This window comes from Dermacoccus sp. SAI-028 (assembly GCF_004346775.1).
GTDB classification, from domain to species: Bacteria; Actinomycetota; Actinomycetes; order Actinomycetales; family Dermatophilaceae; genus Dermacoccus; species Dermacoccus nishinomiyaensis.
In genome coordinates, this window is sequence record NZ_SMFS01000001.1 from 2640399 (window position 1) to 2663344 (window position 22946).

Annotated in this window: 25 protein-coding genes; 8 read left to right on the forward strand and 17 right to left on the reverse strand. The window is 69.7% G+C overall.

Annotated elements, in window-relative coordinates:
* Positions 1-164 precede the first annotated feature (164 nt).
* The 14 genes from hemB to EDC82_RS12090 all read right to left on the reverse strand — a co-directional run bounded on the left by hemB (position 165) and on the right by EDC82_RS12090 (position 13118).
* Positions 165-1130, reverse strand: coding sequence for a porphobilinogen synthase (gene hemB / locus EDC82_RS12025; protein ID WP_074040221.1), 966 nt, complete (start codon positions 1128-1130; stop codon positions 165-167).
* Positions 1130-2779 (reverse strand): bifunctional uroporphyrinogen-III C-methyltransferase/uroporphyrinogen-III synthase, encoded by a 1650-nt coding sequence (locus EDC82_RS12030; RefSeq protein ID WP_074040219.1) that lies wholly within the window; start codon positions 2777-2779, stop codon positions 1130-1132. Before EDC82_RS12030 ends, hemB begins: the two co-directional genes overlap by 1 nt.
* Complete coding sequence (gene hemC / locus EDC82_RS12035) at positions 2776-3759, reverse strand: hydroxymethylbilane synthase (protein ID WP_074040218.1); 984 nt, start codon at positions 3757-3759, stop codon at positions 2776-2778. The genes EDC82_RS12030 and hemC overlap by 4 nt, the downstream gene beginning before the upstream one ends.
* The gene (locus tag EDC82_RS12040; RefSeq protein WP_038569444.1) at positions 3756-5057 is read right to left on the reverse strand and encodes a glutamyl-tRNA reductase; all 1302 of its coding nucleotides are present in this window, start codon (positions 5055-5057) and stop codon (positions 3756-3758) included. The genes hemC and EDC82_RS12040 overlap by 4 nt, the downstream gene beginning before the upstream one ends.
* Positions 5054-5728 (reverse strand): redox-sensing transcriptional repressor Rex, encoded by a 675-nt coding sequence (locus EDC82_RS12045; protein WP_006943965.1) that lies wholly within the window; start codon positions 5726-5728, stop codon positions 5054-5056. Before EDC82_RS12045 ends, EDC82_RS12040 begins: the two co-directional genes overlap by 4 nt.
* Positions 5729-5924: 196 nt before the next feature.
* Positions 5925-6227, reverse strand: coding sequence for a glutaredoxin family protein (locus EDC82_RS12050; protein WP_074040216.1), 303 nt, complete (start codon positions 6225-6227; stop codon positions 5925-5927).
* Between the two features lie 85 nt (positions 6228-6312).
* Entirely contained in the window at positions 6313-6411 is a 99-nt protein-coding gene (locus EDC82_RS12055; protein ID WP_003792170.1) for a 30S ribosomal protein bS22, read from the reverse strand.
* Between the two features lie 236 nt (positions 6412-6647).
* A complete protein-coding gene (locus tag EDC82_RS12060) occupies positions 6648-7844 on the reverse strand; it encodes an acetoin utilization protein AcuC (RefSeq protein ID WP_074040214.1) in 1197 nt (398 codons plus the stop codon).
* Positions 7845-7848: 4 nt separating this feature from the next.
* A complete protein-coding gene (locus EDC82_RS12065; RefSeq protein ID WP_038569450.1) occupies positions 7849-8406 on the reverse strand; it encodes a GNAT family N-acetyltransferase in 558 nt (185 codons plus the stop codon).
* Positions 8407-8671: 265 nt separating this feature from the next.
* Positions 8672-9481, reverse strand: a complete 810-nt coding sequence (gene proC, locus EDC82_RS12070) for a pyrroline-5-carboxylate reductase (protein WP_131941661.1) — start codon at positions 9479-9481, stop codon at positions 8672-8674.
* A 1-nt stretch (position 9482) separates the two neighbouring features.
* Positions 9483-10427, reverse strand: a complete 945-nt coding sequence (locus EDC82_RS12075; protein WP_131941663.1) for a hypothetical protein — start codon at positions 10425-10427, stop codon at positions 9483-9485.
* Positions 10428-10521: 94 nt separating this feature from the next.
* Positions 10522-11328, reverse strand: coding sequence for a sugar phosphate isomerase/epimerase (locus EDC82_RS12080; protein ID WP_131941665.1), 807 nt, complete (start codon positions 11326-11328; stop codon positions 10522-10524).
* A complete protein-coding gene (locus EDC82_RS12085; RefSeq protein ID WP_131941667.1) occupies positions 11325-12248 on the reverse strand; it encodes a Ppx/GppA phosphatase family protein in 924 nt (307 codons plus the stop codon). Before EDC82_RS12085 ends, EDC82_RS12080 begins: the two co-directional genes overlap by 4 nt.
* Positions 12249-12266: 18 nt before the next feature.
* Positions 12267-13118, reverse strand: a complete 852-nt coding sequence (locus EDC82_RS12090; RefSeq protein ID WP_131941669.1) for a hypothetical protein — start codon at positions 13116-13118, stop codon at positions 12267-12269.
* 88 nt (positions 13119-13206) lie between these two features.
* Between EDC82_RS12090 and EDC82_RS12095 the strand changes: the two genes are divergently transcribed.
* The 5 genes from EDC82_RS12095 (at position 13207) to radA (ending at position 17146) form a co-directional block, all read left to right on the forward strand.
* Positions 13207-14058, forward strand: coding sequence for a hypothetical protein (locus tag EDC82_RS12095; protein WP_006944013.1), 852 nt, complete (start codon positions 13207-13209; stop codon positions 14056-14058).
* 160 nt (positions 14059-14218) lie between these two features.
* Positions 14219-14464, forward strand: a complete 246-nt coding sequence (locus EDC82_RS12100) for a hypothetical protein (protein WP_006943984.1) — start codon at positions 14219-14221, stop codon at positions 14462-14464.
* Complete coding sequence (locus EDC82_RS15025) at positions 14465-14557, forward strand: toxin-antitoxin system HicB family antitoxin (protein WP_255569631.1); 93 nt, start codon at positions 14465-14467, stop codon at positions 14555-14557.
* A 27-nt stretch (positions 14558-14584) separates the two neighbouring features.
* On the forward strand, positions 14585-15577 hold the full coding sequence (locus tag EDC82_RS12105; RefSeq protein WP_006943978.1) for a phosphotransferase enzyme family protein: 993 nt from the start codon (positions 14585-14587) through the stop codon (positions 15575-15577).
* 189 nt (positions 15578-15766) lie between these two features.
* Complete coding sequence (gene radA, locus EDC82_RS12110; RefSeq protein ID WP_131941671.1) at positions 15767-17146, forward strand: DNA repair protein RadA; 1380 nt, start codon at positions 15767-15769, stop codon at positions 17144-17146.
* Positions 17147-17197: 51 nt separating this feature from the next.
* On the opposite strand, the gene EDC82_RS14605 is transcribed toward radA, so the two are convergent.
* Entirely contained in the window at positions 17198-17374 is a 177-nt protein-coding gene (locus tag EDC82_RS14605) for a hypothetical protein (protein WP_160126246.1), read from the reverse strand.
* A gap of 171 nt (positions 17375-17545) precedes the next feature.
* Between EDC82_RS14605 and EDC82_RS12115 the strand changes: the two genes are divergently transcribed.
* The 3 genes from EDC82_RS12115 (at position 17546) to EDC82_RS12125 (ending at position 20514) form a co-directional block, all read left to right on the forward strand.
* The gene (locus EDC82_RS12115) at positions 17546-18391 is read left to right on the forward strand and encodes a CoA ester lyase (RefSeq protein ID WP_131941673.1); all 846 of its coding nucleotides are present in this window, start codon (positions 17546-17548) and stop codon (positions 18389-18391) included.
* 132 nt (positions 18392-18523) lie between these two features.
* On the forward strand, positions 18524-19621 hold the full coding sequence (gene disA / locus EDC82_RS12120) for a DNA integrity scanning diadenylate cyclase DisA (protein WP_186318523.1): 1098 nt from the start codon (positions 18524-18526) through the stop codon (positions 19619-19621).
* Positions 19618-20514: an A/G-specific adenine glycosylase gene (locus EDC82_RS12125; RefSeq protein ID WP_131941677.1), complete on the forward strand. Its 897-nt coding sequence runs from the start codon at positions 19618-19620 to the stop codon at positions 20512-20514. The genes disA and EDC82_RS12125 overlap by 4 nt, the downstream gene beginning before the upstream one ends.
* 88 nt (positions 20515-20602) lie before the next feature.
* Here the strand turns inward: EDC82_RS12125 and EDC82_RS12130 are convergent, their stop codons facing one another.
* Both EDC82_RS12130 and EDC82_RS12135 read right to left on the reverse strand, forming a co-directional pair.
* Positions 20603-21190: a gluconokinase gene (locus EDC82_RS12130; RefSeq protein WP_131941679.1), complete on the reverse strand. Its 588-nt coding sequence runs from the start codon at positions 21188-21190 to the stop codon at positions 20603-20605.
* A 160-nt stretch (positions 21191-21350) separates the two neighbouring features.
* On the reverse strand, positions 21351-22805 hold the full coding sequence (locus EDC82_RS12135) for a GntP family permease (protein WP_115296963.1): 1455 nt from the start codon (positions 22803-22805) through the stop codon (positions 21351-21353).
* Between the last annotated feature and the right edge of the window lie 141 nt (positions 22806-22946).

Here is a 22946-nt window from a genome sequence, read left to right on the forward strand (position 1 = left end):
ACCGAGCCAGATCGCCAGCGCACGATTTTTTTGACGCGCTTCCTCAACGCTCGCTGGAACCTTCGCAAGCTCAGGCCCCACCGAGCCAGATCGCCATCGCACGATTTTTTTGACGCGCTTCCTCAACGCTCGCTGGAACCTTCGCAAGCTCAGGCCCCACCGAGCTAGATCGTCAGCGCGTAGTACGTCAAGATGATCGACGCGCCGGCACGCTTGATGCACGTCAACGACTCGCGGATCATGCGCTCACGATCGATCCAACCGTTCGCTGCAGCCGCCTCGATCATCGCCATCTCACCCGACACCTGATACGCCGCGACCGGCACCGTCGCGGCAGCCGCGACGTCCGACAACACGTCCAGGTACGGCAGCGCGGGCTTCACCATGAGAATGTCGGCGCCCTGCTCCTCGTCGAGCATCGCCTCACGCAACGACTCGGTGCGGTTGCGCGGATCCTGCTGATACGTCGCGCGATCACCCTGCAACGAACTCTGCACGGCCTCACGGAACGGGCCGTACGCCGCCGACGCGTACTTCGCCGAGTACGCCATGACGGCGACGTCGTCGTGCCCCGACAGATCGAGCGCCGCACGGATGACACCGATCTGGCCGTCCATCATGCCGCTCGGCGCGAGCACATGCGCACCGGCCTGCGCCTGCGCCACCGCCATCTGCGCGTACACGTCGAGCGTCGCGTCGTTGTCGACCCGACCCGCGTCGTCGAGAACCCCGCAGTGACCATGGTCGGTGAACTCGTCGAGGCACAGATCACCCATGACGAGCAGGTCGTCACCCACGGCGTCACGCACGGCACGCAGCCCGACGTTGAGGATGCCGTCAGGATCGAGCGCGCCCGAACCCACGGCGTCCTTCGACTCCGGCACGCCGAACAACATGACGCCTGCGATGCCGGCGTCACGCGCGCGCTTCGCCTCCGCGACGAGCGAGTCGAGCGTGTGCTGCACGACGCCCGGCATCGACGCGATCGGCGTGTTCTCCGAAGTGTTCTCGCGCACGAACACCGGCAGGATGAGGTCGGACGGCGAGACGACCGTCTCGGCGACCATGTCGCGCATCACCGGCGTCGTGCGCAGCCGCCGCGGACGGTGCGTCAGATCGTAGCTACCCATCAGGCCTTCACCTTTCGTCGGGCCGCCCCGCGTCGATCGCTCGGGCGGCGTACCTTCTCCCCAGACTCCGCGGCCTCGTGGGCCAGCGACCGGCCGTAGCCAGCGAGAGCGTCGACGAGGGACGCCGCCGACGCCTCGGGCGCGACGACGTCGACACGCAGCCCGTGCTCTTCGGCGGTCTTAGCCGTCGCCGGGCCGATGCACGCGACGACGGTCGACGTGTGCGGCTTGCCGGCGATGCCAACGAGGTTGCGCACCGTCGAACTCGACGTGAAGCACACGGCGTCGAACTTGCCCGACTTGATCGCCTCACGCACCTCCGGCGCGGGCGGGGCCGCGCGCACCGTGCGGTACGCGGTGACGTCGTCGACCTCCCAGCCCATCTCCTCCAGGCCCGCGACGAGTGTGTCCGTCGCGATGTCGGCGCGCGGCAGGAAGACTCGGTTGATCGGGTCGAGATCCTCGTCGTAGTCGGGCCACACCTCGAGCAGACCCTGTGCCGACTGCTCACCCGACGGCGTCAGGTCGGCCTCGAGGCCCCACTCGCGCAGCGCGTTCGCCGTCACCCCGCCGACGGCGGCGATCTTGACGCCCGCGAACGCGCGCACGTCGAGCCCGAACTCGGCGAACTTCTCGCGCACGGCGCGCACGGCGTTGACGGACGTGAATCCGACCCACTCGTAGCGCCCCGTGACGAGGCCCTTGACGGCCTTCTCCATCTGCTGCGGCGTGCGCGGCGGTTCGACGCTGATCGTCGGCACGACGGTGCTCGTCGCACCGTGCGTCGCGAGACGCTCGATCATCGAACCCGATTGCTCCTTCGTGCGCGGCACGAGCACGTTCCAGCCGAACAGCGGCTTGTTCTCCCACCACGACAGCAGGTCGCGGTGGGCGACGGTCGAGCCGACGATCGCCATGACGGGCCCGTCGAACGAGGCTCGCCTGAGCACGGCGGGCACCTCGTCCAGCGTCGTCGTCACCGTCGACTGCGTGATCGTCGTGCCGTTCTCCGTCAGCGCGACGGGCGTGTTGCCCCGTCGGCCGGCCTCGCGCAATTCGCACAGCGACGTCTTGAGCGCGTCGGCCTGGCCGAGCACGACGACGGTGATGCACGCGTCGATCGAACGCGCCCAGTCGATCTTCGGGTCGCCGGCGGTGACGACGTGGACGGTGCGCGCCTTCGCGTCCGTCAGCGGCACGCCCGCGTACGCGGGCACCGCGGATACGGCCGAGACGCCCGGGACGATCTCGAAGTCGATGCCCGCCTTGGAGCACGCGAGCGCTTCTTCGGCGAGGCCGTGGAACGTCGACGGGTCGCCGTCCATGAGGCGCACGACGAGCGGCTGCTCGCCACCTCGAGCCGAGCTGTCGGCGTCATCATGCTGCGCTGCAACGGATTTCGCAGTCTTGACGACGAGCTTCGCGCGGCTCGCGGTGGTGAGCTGCGCGCCCGCGTCGCCGTAGCCGGCGTCGACGAGTTCGACCTCGTCGCGCACGAACGGCGCGACGAAGCGCTCACCGCAGATCTGGTCGAAGATCACCGCGTCCGCGTTCTCGATGAGGCGCGCGGCGCGCATCGTCAACAGGCCCGGGTCGCCCGGGCCCGCGCCGACGAAGGCCACCCTCGCGTGGTGCTGGTCGGTGCTCATGCGCCTGCCTCCTTCGTGCTCGTCGTGGGATTCGGTGCCTCGCGCGGCGGGATCACTGCGCCCGCGCCGTCGTCGAGCAGCGTGCGGGCGAGCGCCTCCCCGACGGCGGCCGGGTTGTCGTAGGAGCCGACGTCGCTGCGGCGCAGCTCGAACGAACCGTCGGGCGCACCGACGAAGGCGCGCAGTGAGATCTCGAGCGAGCCGTCGGGCTCTTCGACGATCTCCGCGAGCGCGCCGACGGGTGCCGCGCAACCGGCTTCGAGGGCGCCGAGCACGGCGCGCTCGGCGGTGACGGCGGCGCGCGTGTCGGCGTCGTCGAGCTGCGCGAGCGCGGCGATGACGCGTGCGTCACCCTCGCGGCATTCGAGCCCGAGCGCGCCCTGGCCGGGGGCGGGCAGCATCTGCAGCGGGTCGATCGTCTCGCTGATGGCGCCGGTGCGTTCGACGCGCGCCAGCCCGGCGCGCGCCAGGATGACGCCGTCGAGTTCTCCGCTCGTCACGTAGCCCATGCGCGTGTCGATGTTGCCGCGGATGTCGCGGATCTCGAAGCCGAGCCCGAGCGCCTGCAACTGCGCGGCACGTCGCGGCGAGCCGGTGCCGACGACGGCGCCCGCAGGCAGTTCGCCGAGCGTCAGGCCGTCACGAGCGATGAGGGTGTCGCGCGGGTCCTCGCGGACGGGGATGCCGGCGATCAGGAGGCCCGGTTCGGGCGCGACGGGCAGGTCCTTGAGCGAGTGCACGGCCATGTCGACCTCACCGTCGAGCAGTGCGCGGCGGATGGCGGCGGCGAACACGCCCGTGCCGCCCATCTGCGCGAGCGAGGCGCGGTTGACGTCGCCCTCGGTCGTGATCTCGACGATCTCGACGGCGTGGCCGTGCGCGCGCAACTGTTCGGCCACCCACGTCGACTGCGTCATCGCGAGGTGGCTGCGTCGGGTGCCCAGGCGGATCGGCGCGGCGTCGGCTGCTTGGCTGTTCATGGCATCTCCGGGGGGACCGTGACGACGCGCGTCTGCGCGGGGTCGAGGTCGAAGAGGGCGGAAAGCACTGCGGCGTAATCACTCTCACCGACAGCACCACCCTGGCTGGCAAGTTCTTTCACCCGCACCGTGGGCGTGTGCAGGAGTTTCTCGACGACGCGGTGCACCGTCAGCTGCACCTGCGCGCGAGTCGTCTCGTCGAGGTCGACGCGGCTGTCGAGGCGGCTCAACTCGGCGGCGACGATGTCGGCGGCGTTGGCGCGCAGCGCCGCGACGGTCGGGGCGACGCGCTCGGCGCGGCGCGCGACGACGTAGGCGGCGACCTCGCTCGTCACGAGATCCTGGACGGCCTTGATCTCCGCCTCCGCGCCGGGCTCGCCCTCGACCTGCGGGCCGAGGTCGCCGAGGCCGAGCACGGCGACGCCGCGCACGCAGGAGACCTCGTCGGCGACGTCGCGCGGCAGCGCGAGGTCGACGTAGACCTGGGGGCGCCCTTCAGGATTCGCGCGAGCCGCGAGCGTCGCGTCGATGACGTGGCCAACGGCGCCGGTGCACGACACGACGAGGTCGGCCGCGGCGAGGGCGTCAGGCAGTTCGTCGATGGGGCGCGCGGCGCAGCCGGCGGCGTCGGCGAGGCGGCGGGCGGCGTCGAACGTGCGGTTGACGACCGTCACCTCGCCAAGACCGTGACGCACGAGCGTGTGGGTGGCGAGGGAGCTCATCGCGCCCGCCCCGACGACGACGGCGCGCACACCCGTCAGGTCGCCGAGCATGTTGCCCGACAGGTCGAGGGCGCGCTCGACGAGGGAGCGGCTGACGGTGTCGATGCCCGTCTCGGAGTGCACGCGCTTGCCGACGCGCAGCGCCTGCTGCACGAGGCGCGACATGACGGGGCCGATGCGCCCGGAGCGCTGCCCCTCACGCAGGCTCTCGCGCAGCTGGGCGAGGATCTGGCTCTCCCCCACCGCGAGTGAGTCGAGGCCGGCGGCGACGTTGAACAGGTGCGCGACGGCGCGTTCGTCGAAGTGGACGTAGAGGTGTTCACGCAGCTCGCCGAGGCCGACACCCGTCGCGGCAGCGAGCGCCTCACCGATCTCGGTGACGGCGCCGTGGAACGTCGTCGCATCGGCGTACACCTCGACGCGGTTGCACGTCGACAGCACGATCGGCTCGTCGACGTTCTCCCCCGCGAGCAGCCGCTCGAGCAGCGCCTGCTGACCTGCGGGGTCGAGAGAGGCGCGCTCCAGCACGGCGAGTGGCGCCGAGCGGTGGGACAGGCCGAGGACGATGACGCTCATGCCAGGAGCTCCTTCGTGGTGCGAGAGCGGGCGAGGCGTGAGTGCTGCTCACGGAACGCGAGGATCTGGAGTTCGCCCGCCATGTCGACGCCGCGCACCTGCACGTCGGCGGGCACGGTCAGGACGGTGGGGGCGAAGTTGAGGATGCTGCGCACGCCGGCGACGACGAGGCGGTCGGCGACCTGCTGCGCCGCGGTGGCGGGCGTCGCGATGATGCCGATGACGCCCTCGCCCGGCTCGGGTCGCAGCGCCTCGAACGGGACGATGACGCGGCCGCCGACGTCCGTGCCGACGACGCGCGGGTCGTCGTCGATGAGCCACTTGATGTCGAAGCCCTTGACGCCGATGCCGCCGTACGTCGCGAGCGCACGCCCGAGGTTGCCCATGCCGACGATGGCGACGGACCACTCGCGCTCGAGGCCAAGAGCGCCGGCGACGTGGTCGGCGAGGGTGACGATGTCGTAGCCGACACCGCGCACGCCGTACGAGCCGAGGGCCGACAGATCCTTGCGCAGCTTGGCGGAGGAGACCCCGGCCTGCTCGGCGAGCGCCTCGGAGGAGATTCGCTCCTGCCCCACCGCGGCGCGCTCGTTGAGCACGCGTAGATACACCGGTAGCCGATTCACGGTGGCGTCGGGAATCTCCCGGCGCTCTACGTGCTCGGTGCTCACGGCAGCTACGGCCTTTCCTCGGGGCTCACGCGCTCACTTCGCGGTGCGGGGCGCGTATACCAAACGCCCGCACAGGCGTTCGCGGGACCCCCCGAGCTTAGACCTTGTGCACCGAGGCACAAAGTGGCGTGACGTCGTTCACGTCCGCGTGATGACGCGGAATGAGTGCCATTTGGACGCGACGGGACCTTGGTCCCTACCTCCGCCTGCGCCCGCCCGTGACGGCGCGGCGCAGCCGATCCTCGTCGACGCGCCAGTAGTCGTGCTGCTTGCCGTCGACCAGCGTGACGGGGATCTGCTCGGCATACCTCGCCACGAGATCGGGGTGCTCGAGCATGTCGATCTCCTCCACCTCGGCGCCCGTCTCGGCGGCGACCTTCTCGACGACGGCGCGCGCGTCGTCGCACAGGTGGCAGCCGGGCTTGGTGATGAGGGTGATTCTTCTCACAGCATCATCGGGGGTGTGTCCGAGAGCGCGTCGCAGCGGGGAGACGTTCATCGCATCAGCCTAGGAGCATGCCCCGAGCATGCAACAGGCCCCTGCCGCGGGGCGGCAGGGGCCTGGAGCGTCAAGAGTGATCAGGTCACTTCTTGTTGCGACGCTGGTGACGCGTCTTGCGAAGCAGCTTGCGGTGCTTCTTCTTGGCCATGCGCTTGCGGCGCTTCTTGATGACGGAGCCCATGAGTGAACCGTTCCTTACCTGTTGTCCTTGGCGATGCCCGTGCCGACATTCGCCGGTGCGTTCCTGCCCCACCGCGAGGTGGGTCGGCCACGGGAATATCTGAGCCATCGTATCGTCTGCTGTTTTGCTGCGCGACTCGTGGGGGTGACGCGCCGTTCACCGGCGAGTGCTTCGACGTCCCGTCGTGGCGCTCGCGCCCATCGCCCACGGGTCGTCACTGCCGGGCAAGGTGGACGTCAGTCGAACCAGACGTCCAGGCCATGATGCGGGAAGACGGCTTCGCGTGTCGCCATGACGGCCTGGTCGACCTGCGACTCGGGATGCATGCCGGAGGCCCACGACTGGAACCACACGTCGTCGTTCTCGGCGACACCGTCACCCATCTTCGTCGGCGCCGTGCGCCCCGTGATGGCCTCGACGTGGCGGCGCCACTCGTCCGGCGTCGGCGTCTCGAGCGGGATCGGGTGATCGGCGGCGATGGCCGTCAGGTGCGTCCACGAGCGCGGGACGACGTCGACGAGCTCGTACCCGCCGCCGCCGAGCGCGACCCAGCGCCCGTCGCACACATCGTGCGCGAGCTGGTGCAGCGACTGATGCGCCATCTTCTGCGCGTCGACCGTCAGCACCATGTGCGCGAGCGGGTCGGAGTAGTGCGAGTCGCAACCGTGCTGGGTGACGAGCACCTGCGGCGCGAAGGCCGTCACGACAGGGTGGACGACGGCGTGCAGCGCGCGCAGCCACTCGGCGTCGCCGGTGCCGGGCGGCAGCGACACGTTGACGGCCATGCCCTCGGCCTCGGGCCCGCCGCAGTCGCGGGCGAAGCCGGTGCCGGGGAACAGCACGGTGCCCGACTCGTGGATCGAGATCGTCAGCACGCGCGGGTCGTTCCAGAACGTCTTCTCGACGCCGTCGCCGTGGTGGACGTCGATGTCGACGTACGCGACGCGCTCGACGCCCTGATCGAGCAACCACTGGATGCCGATCGCCGCGTCGTTGTAGATGCAGAAACCGCTCGCCGCGACGGGCATCGCGTGGTGCAGGCCGCCGGTGAAGTTGACTGCGTGCTCGTACTCACCGGTGTGCACGGCCTGGACGGCGCGCAGCGTACCGGCCGCGATGAGCGCGGAGACGTCGTGCATGCCGACGAACGCCGGGTCGTCCTCCGTGCCCAGACCGAACGACGTATCGGCGTCCGCCGGGTTCGCCGATGCGGCCATGACAGCGTCGACGTACGCGCGCGAGTGGACGCTGAGGAGGAACTCGTCGCTTCCGTCTGGCAGGCGTGGCGCCTCGACGTCGACATGCCCCAGAACGCCGAGACCCTCCGCGAGGCGCGCAGTCAGCGCGAGCCGCAGAGGGTTCATCGGGTGACCCTCACCGAAGTCGTACCGCGTCAGCGCGGCGTCCCAGATGACGAGGGTCGGGTGGGGCATGACGTCAGTGACGCGCGTCGAGGACGTCGCTCGGGATGGAGGTCTCGTCGGCACCGAGCGGGTAGACGAACGCAGCCTCTTCCTCGGACTCGGTGTCGGACGAGTTCGGGTTCATCGGACGACGGTGCTCGGTCGGCAGGAAACCGCGGCTCGACGCGAACGCCACACCACGCGCGTTGTCGGTGCCGACCCAGTAGATGACGGCGCCCAGGCTCTCCTTGCGCGCCTGCTCGAGAACAGCTTCGAGCAGCGCGACGGCGACGCCCGTGCCACGCGCGTCGGGTGTGACCCACAGGCCGAACAGCTCGCCGTACGGCGACTCCTCGTCGTCACGCACATCGCTGCGCAGCGAGACGACGCCGACCTTGTCGCCGTTCTCGTCGGTCGCGAGGATGCGGCGCGCACGCGCCATGCGTCGACGCCACGCGCTCTCGTCGAGCTGCTTCTCGGCGGACGACGACGCCGCGAAGGCCTCGGGCGACTCCTCCAGAGCGCTCAGGCGAACGTCGCGGTAGATCTGCCAGTCGTCTTCGCCAAGGGTTCGTACAGTCAACGCAGTCATACGCATATCGAACCACGTTTGGCTGAGCCGATGGGCGCTGGGGGTGCCGTGCGCCGGATGCCGGGAGCAGCGGCCGCGATGAGGCGCGCAATCTGCTTGCCCGTCAACGTTCTTGGATGGGTGAACATCGGGTGAACGAGCGATCGAGGGGCGGACGGAAGCGAGTCGAGGAAGCGCCGAAGCGTCGCACGAACGACACGCCCCACTGATTCAGCCGTGTTGATTCTTCCCTGCTGGTTCTTCCCGCCGATCGAGCCCTACGAGCTCAACCCATCGACGCAGACTTGTCGTGGCAGGCCTTCATCGCCGCCACCATCGCCGCGCGCACGGCCCGCTGGTCGAGTTCGGCGAGCGCCGTGATCGTGGTGCCGCCGGGGCTCGAGACCTTCTCTCGCAGCTGGACGGGCGACTCCCCCGACTCCGCGAGCATCGTGCCCGCGCCGACGATCGTCTGAACGGCGAGCCGGTGCGCGACATCGCGCTGCAGGCCGAGCAGGACGCCCGCCTCGATCATCGCGTCGGCGAGGTAGAACAGGTACGCCGGGCCGCTGCCGGAGACCGCCGTCACGGCGTCGTGGTCCTTCTCGGCGACCGTGATGACATCGCCCGACGCGGCGAGGAGCGTCTTCGCGCGCGCCAGTTGGTCGTCGTCGCAGTGTGCGCCGGGCGTCACCGCGTGCATGCCCGCCCCGACCATCGCGGGAGTGTTCGGCATGACGCGCACGACCGCGGCGCCGTCGGGCAGGTGCTCCTCGAGCGAGATGGTCGATCGCCCCACGGCGAGGCTGACGACGACGGCGCCGTCCGCGAGATGCGAGCCGATCTCCTCGAGCACGTCGTCGAGCTGGTACGGCTTCACGCCGAGCACGACCGTCTCGGCGCCCGCGACGGCGCCGGGGTTCGACGTCATCGTCGCGACGCCGTACTTCTCGCGCAACTGCGTGCCACGCTCGACGCGACGCGACGTGGCGACGACGTCATCCGCGTCGAAACCGCCTGCGAGAGCGCCGGCCATGACGGCCTCGTTCATGTTGCCGGTGCCGATGAACGCGATGCGGCGGGCGGACTTCGTCATGTCATCTCCTGCGTCGAACGGGGTTGGGCAGCGTCAGTGCCAACGACGGCCGCCCCGCGAGCGCGCTCGCGACGTATGTCGACCACATCGGGCCGTACGGGACGACGACGCGGCGCGCGAAGGCGTCATCGTGGTGGGTCGAGGCCGTGATGCCGAGCGGGGTGACGACCTCGGCGCCCTGCGCGTCGTGGCGGCGCACGAGGGAGGCGGCGATGTCGAGCAGCAGCGCGTCGTCGGTGTCGAAAGCCGTGACGGCCTGCGCGTCGAGCAGCGCCTTCGTGATGTCGACGAACGCGTTGCCGCTCTCGCGCGCCGATGTCATGCCGAGCGCGGCGTCGAGGCGTTCCGTCGTCAGACGCACGCGACGCCCGTTCGTGGCGAGGTCGCTCAGGTCGTCGGACGCGCCGCGCAGGCGGGTGGGCAGCACGATGCCGGTCTCCGGAAAATCCTGGCGCAGTTCGTCGCCGAGCACGTAGACGGCCTGGATGTAGAGGGGGTCGGTGACGGTGAGCGTCAGCGTCACCCCCGCGTTGCGCGCGGCCTGCCCGACCTCGCGCAGACTGTTGATGAGGACGCCGCCCGAGACGTCATCGGCGAAGACGCCGAACGTGCCGACGTCGATCGTCAGATCCGGTGACGGCGCGCCGCTCGCGGCGAGCGCGCTCACTGCGCCGATCGTGTCGGCCTGGACGGTGAGCAGGTCGTCCGTGCTCGCCGGCGGCACGAGCAGCGGGCGCCACGAGATACGGGATTGTTCGTCGGGGCTTTCAGCGGTAGTGCCGGCTGCTGCGCTCGTGAGTTCGTCGGTGACGCGGATGGCGTCGTCGATGCTCTCACCGGCGACGAGCGACTTCGCCGCGGCGCGCGCGATCGGCCCACGCGACGCCGCCGAGACGACCTTCGACGTGGCTGCGGGCAGACGCGGACCGAACGAGTACTTCGGCATCGGCGCCACCTCCTTCGTCGACGTTTCGACCCAGCCTACGTGGCCCACCCGTGCGTCAGCACACCGTCTCGCGGCTCCGCACGGGGCGGGTTCGTCAGAACGGCGAACTGATGCGTCCGGCCCCGATCGCGAGGTGCATCCGCGCGAACGCGAGCGCCTCGGCGAGGTCGACGAGCCGGTCTTCGTCGGACAGGCGTCGCGTGCCGACCTCGACGACGACGGCCCCGCCGAATCCGTCACGCGCGAGCATCTCGAGCATCTGCGCGCACGGCTGCGTGCCGCGCCCCGGAACGAGGTGCTCGTCCTTGTAGGAGCCGAGCCCGTCGGCGAGGTGCATGTGGCTGAGGCGATCGCCGAGTTCTTCGGCAACGGCGATGGCGTCGCTGCCGGACGTCGCCGTGTGCGACAGGTCGAGCGTCGTGTGCGCGTAGTGGTTGCGCCGCAGATCCCAATGGGGCAGGTACGCCTGCACCTCGCGTCCGCGAGCGCGCCACGGGAACATGTTCTCGACGGCGAGCTTGATCTCCGGGTGGCGGGCCTCGCGTTGCGCGACGCCGTCGACGAACCCCGTCGCGTACTCCTTCTGCCACCGGAACGGCGGGTGCAGGACGACCGTGCCGGCTCCCACGTCGCGCGCCAGGTCGACGGAACGGTCGATCTTGCCCCACGGCTCGTTGCCCATGACGCGTTGCGTGAGCAACAGCGTCGGGGCGTGGATCGACAGGATCGGCACGCCGTGACGTTCGGACAGCTCGTGCAGGGCCCGCGCGTCCTGGCTCGCCGGTTCGGTCCAGACCATGACCTCGACGCCGTCGTAGCCGAGTTCGGCTGCGATGCGGAAGGCCGCCGCCGTGCTCAACGGGTAGCACGACGCGGTGGACAGACCGACGCGGATGCTCACGCCAGCGCGTCCAATCGGCGCAGGATGAGCCCCTCGCGCAACGCCCAGGGGCACACGTCGAGGGAGTCGACGTCGAACAGATCCATCGTCGCCTCGATGACGACGGCACCGGCGAGCACCTGCGCGCTGCGTTCGACGCTGACGCCGGGCAGCTGCGCGCGTTCGGTCGCCGTCATCGCCGCGAGTCGGGGGACGAGGTCGCTAAGGCCTGCGCGGGCGAGCGAGCGCGGCGCGAACGGGCCGTCACTCGACGGCGCGGCCCCCGTCAGGCGCGCGAGGGAACGGATCGTCTTGCTCGTGCCCACGGTGCGATCAGGTGTGCCCCAGCGCGTCAGATCCCGTGCGACGCCGGCGATCTCGGCGCGCACGCGCGTGCGCAGGGCGCGCAGATCTTCCGCGGACGGCGGATCGCCCGCCAGCTCACGCGTGAGGCGCCCGGCCCCCAGCGGCAGACTGACGGCGGTGTCGGGCGTCTCGTCGATACCCGTCGCGAGTTCGAGCGAGCCGCCGCCGATGTCGATGCCGAACAGGCGCCCGCTCGACCAGCCGAACCAGCGGCGCGCGGCGAGGAACGTCACGCGCGCCTCCTCCTCGCCCGTCAGCACGCGCAGCTCCTGGCCGGTGTGCTCACGCACATGATCGAGGACGGCCTGACCGTTGGGCGCCTCGCGCACCGCGGACGTCACGAACGACATGAGTTCGCGGATGCCGGCGTCTTCGGCGATCGTCACGCATTCGCCGACGAACTGCGTCAGATCGGCGATACCGGATGCGTCGATGAGGCCGTCGGCGGTGACGTGTTCGGACAGGCGCAGCACGCGCTTGTGCGACATCGCGGGCAACGGCTGGGCGCCGGGGTGCGCATCGACGACGAGCAGGTGCACGGTGTTGGAACCGACGTCGATGACTCCGAGGCGCATGGTCGCAGGGTATCCGGCTCAGCGGAACGTGGGGTACCAGGCGTCGTAGTCGGTCTCCAGCTGGGTGAGGCCCTTGTGGAAGTGCCGCTGCGCGAGGGTCTCGATGTCGGTCGTCGTCGTGACGGCGTCGGTGTAGAACGCCATGACGGCGCCGTTGCCGTACGTGTCGCGCAGGAAACGCGCGAACGTGAACGCCACGTAGTACGCGTCGGCGGCGTTCGCGCCGCGCAGTTCCTCGTCGCTCGGCAGATGCGGACGGATGTCGGTGCGCTTGTGCGGCGCCTGCGGGACGAGCTTCTGGCCGACGTACTCGGCCCACCCCTCGAGCAGCCACAGCGGCCGCGTCTCGCGCAGCTTCTCGAGCGTGAGGGCGTGGAACGCCTCGTGTGCGAGCGTCTCGCGGGCCGTCACGTCGTTCGCGTGACGCACCGTCCACGGCGCGACGACGACGAACGGCAACGTGCCGCCGCGCGTCACCGTGCTCGCGAGCTGGCTGCCCGGCTCGGTGCCCGTGTACTTCTTGAAGTCGGCGTCGTCGCGCGGCACGACGACGAGCAACGGGTTCGCAGAGGCGTGACGGTCGAGGCCGCGCACGGCGGAGACGGCGCGCTCACTCGCCGTCACGATGCCGGAGGGGATGACGGCGTGCGCACCGGCGACGATCATCGCGCCACCCTTCGACTGCGTGCGCGGCGTAGCCCCGGCCTTCTCGGCGATGCCGCTCTGCGCCATCCGGGCCGCGGGCGTGGTGGCGGGGCTCGTCGTCGAACTCGAGGTGGGGTTCGAGGCGCTGCGCGTCGTGAGGGCGCTGCACCCGGTCAGCAGGGAGAGTGCGAGGGTGCCGGCAGCGAGGCTCGTGCGCGAGGTCATGCGTGGCCTCCCCTGTCGGCGTCGCGGGTGTCTGCGGCGGAACCTCGACGATACCCGCGCCGGGCGGCGAGCACCTATCATCGCGGGCGTGGCTGAATGCGATCTCGAGATACCGCGCACCTGGGTCGAGTTCGACGACCCGGCGAGCGAGGCGGACGCCGTCGAGCGCTACCGCTGCGACCTCACGTGGTTGACGTCGAACTGGACGTGCACGTTCGGCGACGAATGCTGCGGCATCGATGCGTCGAAGCCCGACCTGGGATGCTGCGTGCTCGGCGCGCACTTCACCGGCGACGAGGACGAGGCGCACACCGCGTCGGTCATGAAGACGTTGACGCGCGACGAATGGCAGTTCTACGACGAGGGCCACTCGGCTGACGGCTGGGTCGAGGTCGACGAGGACGGCGACCGCAAGACGCGCGTCGTCGAGGGTGCCTGCATCTTCTTGAACCGGCCGGGATTCGGTGACGTCACCTCGTCGGTGGAGGGTTCGGACGACGTGAGGACGGCCGGCCCCGGCCTGGGTTGCGCGCTGCATCAGAAGGCGTGGGCGACGGGCGTCGAGCCGTGGTCGCTCAAGCCCGAGGTGTGCTGGCAGTTGCCGATCCGACGTTCGTATCGTCGCGTGACGCTGCCCGACGGTGAGGAGTATCTCGAGACGACGATCGCCGAGTACGACCGTCGCGGATGGGGTTCGGGCGGCCACGACCTCGACTGGTACTGCTCGGGCAACTCCGAGGCGCACGTGGGAGCCGAGCCGGTCTACGTCTCGCAGCGACCCGAATTGGTCGAGCTCATGGGCCAGGCCGCCTACGACGTGCTCGTCACGTACTGCGAGGCGCACCTCGCAGCGGCTGCCGCGCTGGCCGTCACCCCTGCCGGACGCGACCTGCTGCCGTTGTACGTGCATCCCGCGACGCTGGAGGCCCAGGGCCGCTGACGCACTGTCGTGCATGAGGATGCCCTGCTCGGTGGGGCGGCAGGCATGGCCCGCTCACACCCCTTGGCGTTCAATACCGTGACCGTGGAAACATTGGGATGCGGCGACGGGCGAAGCGAGCCCTCGACGCCGCCGTCAAGCCCCAGAGGAGCACTGTGCCGTGAACGCCACCGCCCCCTCTGCCGCCGAGTACGACTACCGCGTGGTCTGGTCATCGGTTGATGGCGCGTTCGTCGCCACCTGCGCCGAGTTCCCCTCGCTCTCATGGCCGGCCGACTCCCAGACGGCTGCGCTCACCGGCATCGCCACCTTGGTGGACGACGTCCTGACCGACATGCGCGCGTCGGGTGAAGAACCGCCGCTGCCTTTTTCGCGGCGGACGTACTCGGGAAAGTTCAACGTCTGACTGCCGCAGGAGCTTCACCGTCGACTGGCGCGGGAGCCGGCCCAACAGAATGTCAGCCTCAACCAGTACGTCGTGAGCAAACTGGCGTCGTGACGAGCTGCGGCATGGTGCACTGCCGGGGTGACTCTTGAACCGGCCGTGGAGATGCTCTGGGAAGATGCCGACCCGCCTGTCGTTCTCGCGGAACGGTTCGGCTTCGACTCCGCAGGTGCCGCGGCAAACTGGGTCGCGGGCGCGCTTTCTTCTCGGTACTCGCTGGCACCTGACGCCTGCGACCGCATCATCCTCAGTGACGGCAACGCTCTCGCGTGGGTCACGTGCGATGGCGAACCGTTCATCGCAAAGTGGTCCGTGGTGCCGGATCGCTTCGCGCGGCTGGCCGCCACGGCGCGGCTGACGACATGGCTCGGCGATCGCGGGCACCCTGTCTCCGCACCTGTCGCCGCACTGGACGGCCGCACTCAGCTCGAGCTCGACGGCATCTCACTCAGCGTGCAGCGGGTCGCGCCCGGCCAGCACCTCGACGTCGGGGATCTGCAGCTCGTCCGTGAGGCAGGCGCCACACTGGCTCGACTCCACGCCGACCTTGCCGCTTACCACGACGCCGCTGATTTCCCGCGGCCACGAACGCCCGCCCTCTCGTCGAAGGAATCCATCGAGGCCTGGGCTGCAGGTGATCTGCAGCATCTGCCGGCTGACGCGGTGAGACTTCTCGTGCGCATGCTGGCGAACGTGTCGGATGCCCAGCCGCCCGCACATCTCGTCCACGGCGACTACCGGTCGGCAAACATCCTGACGCGGGACGGTGAGATCACGGCCGTGCTCGACTTCGAAGAGTTGCGCTTCGACTCCCCCGTCGGTGAACTCGCGCGATCCGCCGTCATGCTCGGCACGCTCTTTCACGGCTGGGAACCGGTCTCTCCCGCTGTGCATCGAGCCTTCAAGGATGGCTATGAGGACGTCAGAGCACTGTCGGAGGACGAGTCGAGATGGTGGCCCCTTCTGACGCTGTGGTGGTCGCTGCTCATGGTTCCGGCCGGCGACGATCCGACAGGGTGGGGTGCGGCTACCGACGAGATGGCGCGCCGCCTGACCCGCGACACCGAGTGCTGACCTGGCCGGGTGCCGTCATCCCTCGATTTTCGCCGATCTTGCGTCATGAGCGCGCGCCGTTTTCACGCGTTGATGACACAACATCGCGACGGCCGTGGCTGAGGGGGCGAAGGACGCTCCCGAGGGCGGCTGAGCGCACGATTACCCGCTATCCCGGGGTTGTCGGCGCTCACGTCTAGGGTTTCGACCATGGCGAGCAAGGCTTCGAAGCGAACGACGTACCGCTGCACCGAGTGTGGGTGGCAGACGGTCAAGTGGGTCGGGCGATGTGGTGAGTGTCAGGCGTGGGGCACCGTCGAGGAGGTCGGCGGGCCCGTCGCCGTGCGCACGCAGGCGGCGTCGAAGGTCGCCAACCCGGCGAAGCCGATCCGCGAGGTCGACGCGACGAAAGCCTCCATCACGACGACGGGGGTCGGCGAGTTCGACCGCGTCCTCGGTGGTGGCCTCGTACCGGGCGCCGTCATGCTCGTCGCGGGAGAGCCGGGCATCGGCAAGTCGACGCTGCTGCTCGACGTCGCCGCGCGCGCGGCACGCGCTGACACGAAGGTGCTCTACGTCAGCGGCGAGGAATCCGCGGCGCAGGTGCGTCTGCGCGCCGACCGCACGGACGCCGTCGCCGACACGCTCTACCTCGCGAGCGAGACCGACCTCGCCACCGTGCTCGCGCACATCGATGCGGTCCAACCGACGTTCCTCGTCATCGACTCCGTGCAGACGATCGCGAGCGCCGAGGTCGACGGTTCGGCCGGCAACGTCTCGCAGGTGCGCGAGGTCGCGGCCGCCATCATCCAGGTGGCGAAAGCCCGCAACATCTCGACGGTGCTCGTCGGGCACGTGACGAAGGACGGTTCGATCGCCGGCCCCCGTCTGTTGGAGCACCTCGTCGACGTCGTCATCACCTTCGAGGGCGAACGTCACTCGCGTCTGCGGCTCGTACGCGCGGTCAAGAACCGCTACGGGCCGACCGACGAGGTCGGTTGCTTCGACCTGTCCGACGGCGGCATCCAGGGTCTGTCGGACCCGAGCTCACTGTTCCTCACCTCGCGCGACAAGCCCGTCGCGGGTACGTGCGTCACGGTGACGCTCGAGGGTCGCCGACCACTCGTGACGGAGGTACAGGCGCTCGTCGCGCCGTCGGCAGGTGGTTCGCCGCGCCGCACGACGTCAGGGGTCGACTCCTCGAGGACCGCCATGATCCTCGCCGTCCTCGAACGCCGCGCGGGTGCCCCCGTCAGCCGTGCCGACTGCTACGTCTCGACGGTCGGGGGCGCGAAGCTGAGCGAACCGGCGTCCGACCTCGCCGTCGCGTTGTCCCTGCTCAGTTCGGCGCAGGAGAAACCGCTTCCGGCGGGGCTCATCGCCGTCGGCGAGGTGGGACTTTCGGGAGACATCCGCGCCGTCAGCGGTGTGGCGCGACGTCTCACCGAGGCGGCGCGCATCGGGTTCGACAAGGCCATCATTCCTGCCGGGTCGCTCGGCACCGAGAAGGCCCCCCCGGGCATGCGCATCGCCGAGTGCGCCGACCTCGGCTCGGCGATGCGTGCCGTCGGAACGGCATCAGGTGATTGAGCGGCCCGGTCAGCGATGCCCCGGGGCCCGGATTCCCACCGGCCAGTTGAGTCACTTACGTCCCGACGAGTCACTCACGACTGACTCATCCTCACCCACGTGACGCAGCCGCCCCGCCACCACGCCCGAGACATCCCAGGCGACCATCAGCACACCCGCCACCACGCCCGAGACATCCCAGGCGACCATCAGCACCCCCACCGACCACGACGTGATCCATCCACCCACCCCGGCCACGGTTTCCCTAACCTGGAAGACAACCCCTCACCACGTGTGGCCACCATCACAGGCCGCGATCGGTACTGCGAAGTAACCCAAACCCGGCACTAAGGTGCCAGAGGCATCGAGCGCGCCGCATGGCTGCGCCGAGTACGACGACGACCTGAGGATGAACCAGACGTGTTTTCCGGACGTAACGCCCGCGCTGCCGCTCTGCCCGCGCAGCTGTCCCGTAGCTGGCTGCTCGCGAGCGCCATGAAGCCTGAACTCTTCGACGCGGCCCTCGCCTCCGAGGCCGATTCCGTCATCTTCGACATCGAGGATGCCGCGCCTGCCGCCGACAAGTCCACGGCGCGCGACAACGTCGTCAAGGCCCTCGAGGACGGCGCGACCGGTTGGGTGCGCATCAACGACATCAACACCGAGTTCTGGGAGGACGACCTCAACGCCCTCCACGGCATCCCCGGCCTGCGCGGCGTCATGCTGGCGAAGACGGAGAAGCCCGAGCACGTCACGCTGACGGCGATGCGCCTCAACCCGGGAACCCCCGTCCTCGCGCTCGTCGAGTCGGCCCTCGGCATCGAGAACGCAACGTCGATCGCGTCCGCCCCGGGCACCTTCCGCCTCGCGTTCGGTGTCGGCGACTTCCGCCGCGACACCGGCGCGGGCGCCGACCCGATGGCGCTCGCTTATGCGCGCTCCAAGCTCGTCGTCGCCTCCCGCGTCGGCCAGCTGCCCGGCCCGATCGACGGCCCGACCCTCACCGACTCCGAGGACGAGCTGCTCGAGGCGTGCAAGGTCACCCAGAACATGGGCATGACGGGCAAGCTGACGCTGCGCATCGACCAGACCGACCCGATCAACCGTGGCCTGTCCCCCAGCCACTCTGAGATCGAGTGGGCCGCCGAACTGCTCGACTCGCACGAGCACGGCGGCGGTACACGCGACGGCAGCTACGCGCCGCGCCTGGCACGAGCGCAGAAGATCCGCAACCTCGGTGAGTCCTATGGGCTCTGGACGGTCTGATCAGCAGACATCGCGACGCCTGAGCGGGTGGGTGCGCGCCGCCACGTCACGATGTGATGTCGGCGCGTGCTCGCCCGCACCCGCAGTCAGTAGAGTTCACGGTGGGTGAGGAACGAGACGAGCAGGTGGGTCATGGCAAAAGAGGCAAGTGTGACTGAGCGATCCAACGAGGCCCTGCTCTGGGAGACCCTCGCCGCCATCGCTCCCGGCACCGAACTGCGCGACGCTCTCGAACGCATCCTGCGCGGGCGCACCGGAGCGCTCATCGTCGTCGGGCACGACGACGTCGTCGACAAGATCTCGACGGGCGGCTTCCCGATCAACATCGACTTCTCCGCGACGCGCCTGCGCGAACTCGCGAAGATGGACGGCGGCATCGTCGTCAGCTCCGGCCTGGAGAAGATCATCGGTGCGGCGATCCAGTTCGTCCCCGATTCGAGCATCGAGACGCGCGAGTCCGGCACCCGTCACCGCACGGCCGAACGTGTCGCGAAGCAGACCGGTTTCCCCGTCATCTCCGTCAGCCAGTCGATGCAGATCATCGCCGTGTACGTCGGCGGCATGCGTCACGTGCTCGAGGGCTCGCCCGCGATCCTGTCGCGCGCCGGGCAGGCGCTGCAGACGCTCGAGCGGTACAAGAAGCGCCTCGACGAGGTCACTGGCTCCCTCTCCGCTCTCGAGATCGAAGACTTGGTGACGGTGCGTGACGTCGCCCAGGTGCTGCAGCGCCTCGAGATGGTGCGGCGCATCAGCGAGGAGATCTCCTCCTACGTCGTCGAACTCGGCACCGACGGACGCCTCATCGACCTGCAGCTGCAGGAACTCATCGGCGCCCTCGGCAACGACCGTGAACTCCTCATCCGTGACTACCTGGAATCCTCACGCGACGGCTACACGCTCGAACAGGCCGACGCGAACCTCGCCTCGCTGAGCAACGACGACCTCATCGACATCAGCGCCAACGCGCGCGCGGTCGGCTTCGCCGTCGCGGGTGACGCGCTCGACGCCCTCGTCACTCCGCGCGGCTACCGGTTGCTGTCGAAGGTGCCGCGCCTGCCCGGCGCAATCATCGACCGACTCGTCGACCATTTCGGCAGCCTGCAGGCCCTGCTCGCCGCGGACTTCGACGACCTGCTCACCGTCGACGGCGTCGGCGAATCGCGCGCCCGCGCCGTGCGCGAAGGGCTCTCGCGCCTCGCCGAGAGCAGCATCCTCGAACGCTACGTGTGAGCACGCTGCTTCCGGAGGCACAGCGCGACGACCTCGTCGCACGTCTCAACGCCTGGTTCCTCGATGCCGCGCGCCCGCTGCCATGGCGCTCCCCCGACACGACACCGTGGGGCATCTTCCTGTCCGAGGTCATGAGCCAGCAGACGCCCGTCGCGCGCGTGGCTCCGATCTGGCAGGAATGGCTCGAGCGCTGGCCCACCCCGTCGGACCTGGCGGCCGCCGCGCCAGGCGAGGCCGTCCGCCACTGGGGCCGCCTCGGCTACCCGCGTCGTGCCCTGCGGCTGCACGACGCCGCCGTCACGATGGTCGAACGGCACGGCGGCGAGGTGCCGTCGACGCACGACGACCTGCTCGCGCTGCCCGGCGTCGGCGAGTACACGGCAGCGGCCGTCGCGTCGTTCGCGTTCGGTGAGCGCGTCACCGTCATCGACACGAACATCCGACGCGTCGAGGCGCGTACGGTGACCGGCATCGAGTTCCCCCGACCCAACCTGAGCGCCGCAGAACGCCGACTCGCCGCGCTGCTGCTGCCGCAGGACGATCACGTGCTGTGGAACGCCGCGTCGATGGAGTTCGGAGCGGTCGTGTGCACCGCGAAGGCCCCCGCCTGCGGCACCTGCCCGATCATCGACGCCTGCGCCTGGCAGCTCGCGGGCGCGCCCGTCTACGACGGCCCCGCCCGGCGTGGGCAGGCCTGGGCCGGCACCGATCGGATGGTGCGCGGCAAGCTGCTCGCGGTGCTGCGCGAGGCGCACGGCCCCGTCGAACGCGCCCGCCTCGACGAGGCCTGGGACGACGACGCCCAGCGCGAGCGCTGCCTCTCATCGCTCATCGAGGACGGTCTCGTCGACCCCCTCGACGACGAGCTGTTCGCGCTGCCCGGCCGCCGCTGAGCCACCCCCTCAGACGACGATGTTGCCCGGGTTTCGGGGCGCGGGCGCCCCGGAACCCGGGCAACATCCTCGGTCGGTCAGTGAAGCGTCAGCTTGCGTGATCGGCGTGTGGCCCGGCGTCGGTCGGCTTGACGTACGCAGCCTCGGGGTTGGCCGGCGCGTGGAGGTGGAGCGATTCCATCACCTCGGCGAGAACCGCTTCCTGCCCGCCCTTCGCCTCGACGGTGGTGCCCGGCTCGTCAGCCTGCAGCGGCTCGAGCGTGTCGAGCTGGCTCTGCAGCAGGGACGCCGGCATGTAGTGACCCTTGCGCTCGGCGAGACGCTGTTCGAGCTGCTCGCGCGAGACGTCGACGTGGCAGAACGACACCGTCGGGCGCCCCTCGCGGAGCAGCTCACGGTAGCTGCGCTTGAGCGCACTGCATGTGATGACGGCGCTCTTGCCGAGGCTCTCGTGCTCGTCGATCCACTCGCCGATCTTCGTCAGCCACGGCCAGCGGTCCTCGTCCGTCAGCGGGATGCCGGCGCGCATCTTCTCGACGTTGGCCTGCGGGTGCAGGTCGTCGCCCTCGACGTACGTCCACCCCATGGCGTCGGCCAGACCCGTCGCGACGGTCGTCTTGCCCGAGCCCGAGACGCCCATGACGATGACGAACTGGGGCTGCGGTTGTGTGCTCATGCCTTTCACCCTAACGTTCGATTCTTCACCCGAGAACTGGCTCTGGCCACCGGCCCGTTCGTGGACATCGGTGCCCCTGGACGACGAACCCCCTTGCGCGCAGATGCACCCGGGTGCATCTGCGCGCAAGGGGGTTCGGTGAGTGCGAGCGCCCTGCGTCTCAGACGATGAGGTGCAGGATCCAGACGCAGGCGAAGCCGACGACGGAGATGACCGTCTCCATGAGCGACCACGACTTGAGGGTCTGCACGACGCTGAGGCCGAAGTACTCCTTGACGAGCCAGAACCCGGCGTCGTTGACGTGGCTGAAGAACAGCGAGCCGGCGCCGATCGCGAGCACGACGAGGGAGAGCTGGTTGGCGTCGAGGTGGGCGACCAGGGGCGCGACGATGCCGGCGGCGGTGATCGTCGCGACCGTCGCCGAACCCGTCGTGAGACGGATACCGACGGCGACGAGCCACGCGAGCAGCAGCGGAGAGAAGTTGCTGCCGTCTGCCCAGTCCTTGATGACGTTGCCGACGCCCGCGTCGACGAGGAGCGTCTTGAAGCCACCGCCGGCGGCGACGATGAGGATGATGCCGGCGACGGCGGGCAGGCCCGCGCTCATGATGCCGTTCGTCTTCGCGATCGACAGGCCGGCGCCCTCGCCGAGCAGGATCATCGCGACCATGGTCGAGATGAACAGCGCGACCGGCGGGTTGCCGAGGAACTCGATGACGGACAGCGCCGTGCCCTTCTTCATGCCGGCGATCTCGGCGATGGCCGAGATGAGCATGAGGACGACGGGCAGCAGGATGCACGTGATCGCTGCACCGAACGACGGGCGACGCGTGGGCGTCGTGTCGTTCTTCGCGTCGACGGCGGTGGCGCCGTCGTGCTCGCCACCGCCATGCGCGCCCGAACCCGCGTCGCGGACCGAGCCGTCGGCAGCGAGCGCCGCAGGAGCATCGACGGGCACGAGACGCGCGACGAGGCGCCCGAGCAGCGGGCCGGCGACGATGAGCGTCGGGATGGCGGCGATGATGCCGAACAGCAGGGTGCGGCCGGTGTTGGCGTGGACGGCCTCGATCGCGGCGACGGGGCCGGGGTGCGGCGGCACGAAACCGTGGAGCACCGACAGGCCGGCGAGGGCCGGGATGCCGATGAGCAGCACCGGCTGCTTCGTGCGGCGCGCGACCGACAGGACGATCGGGATGAGCAGGACGACGCCGATCTCGAAGAACATCGGCAGGCCGATGATCGCGGCGACGAGCGCCATCATCCACGGCAGTGCGGCGGCCTTGACGCCGCCGACGAGCTTGTCGACGATCGCGTTGCCGCCGCCGGAGTCGGCGAGCAGCTGACCGATCATCGCACCGAGGGCGACGAGCAGACCGACGGAGCCGGCGGTCTTGCCGAAACCGGTCGTGAAGCTGTCGACGGCGGGCTTGCCTGGCACCTGGGCGACGGCGGCGAGCGCCGCGCTGCCGAGGATGAGGCCGAGGAACGGGTGGAGCTTGAACGCGCTGATCGCGAGGACGACGACGGCGATGCCGGCGAGCGCCGCGAGGGTGAGTTGCCCGGACGACGCGTGGGAGATCGGCCCGGTCGCGTCCGCTGCAAGAAGGTGAACCATGTGCGATGGCCCTTCCCTGATGGGTGGTCAATGAGGCGCGGCCACTCGTCCAAGAACGGCCAACCGGCTCACAGTAGTCGTCGAACCCATGCATGCACCTCTGCATCGGCTGACGAATGGACAACAAACGTTTTGCTCAAC

Coding starts and splice junctions, on each gene's coding strand:
- EDC82_RS12135 (WP_115296963.1), bottom strand. CDS start 22,805: ATGGTTCACCTTCTTGCAGCGGACGCGACCGGGCCGATCTCCCACGCG.
- radA (WP_131941671.1), top strand. CDS start 15,767: ATGGCGAGCAAGGCTTCGAAGCGAACGACGTACCGCTGCACCGAGTGT.
- hemC (WP_074040218.1), bottom strand. CDS start 3,759: ATGAACAGCCAAGCAGCCGACGCCGCGCCGATCCGCCTGGGCACCCGA.
- EDC82_RS12065 (WP_038569450.1), bottom strand. CDS start 8,406: ATGACTGCGTTGACTGTACGAACCCTTGGCGAAGACGACTGGCAGATC.
- EDC82_RS12050 (WP_074040216.1), bottom strand. CDS start 6,227: ATGAACGTCTCCCCGCTGCGACGCGCTCTCGGACACACCCCCGATGAT.
- EDC82_RS12090 (WP_131941669.1), bottom strand. CDS start 13,118: ATGACCTCGCGCACGAGCCTCGCTGCCGGCACCCTCGCACTCTCCCTG.
- EDC82_RS12075 (WP_131941663.1), bottom strand. CDS start 10,427: ATGCCGAAGTACTCGTTCGGTCCGCGTCTGCCCGCAGCCACGTCGAAG.
- hemB (WP_074040221.1), bottom strand. CDS start 1,130: ATGGGTAGCTACGATCTGACGCACCGTCCGCGGCGGCTGCGCACGACG.
- EDC82_RS12130 (WP_131941679.1), bottom strand. CDS start 21,190: ATGAGCACACAACCGCAGCCCCAGTTCGTCATCGTCATGGGCGTCTCG.
- EDC82_RS12060 (WP_074040214.1), bottom strand. CDS start 7,844: ATGCCCCACCCGACCCTCGTCATCTGGGACGCCGCGCTGACGCGGTAC.
- proC (WP_131941661.1), bottom strand. CDS start 9,481: ATGACGAAGTCCGCCCGCCGCATCGCGTTCATCGGCACCGGCAACATG.
- EDC82_RS12030 (WP_074040219.1), bottom strand. CDS start 2,779: ATGAGCACCGACCAGCACCACGCGAGGGTGGCCTTCGTCGGCGCGGGC.
- EDC82_RS12085 (WP_131941667.1), bottom strand. CDS start 12,248: ATGCGCCTCGGAGTCATCGACGTCGGTTCCAACACCGTGCACCTGCTC.
- EDC82_RS12040 (WP_038569444.1), bottom strand. CDS start 5,057: ATGAGCGTCATCGTCCTCGGCCTGTCCCACCGCTCGGCGCCACTCGCC.
- disA (WP_186318523.1), top strand. CDS start 18,524: ATGGCAAAAGAGGCAAGTGTGACTGAGCGATCCAACGAGGCCCTGCTC.
- EDC82_RS12055 (WP_003792170.1), bottom strand. CDS start 6,411: ATGGGCTCCGTCATCAAGAAGCGCCGCAAGCGCATGGCCAAGAAGAAG.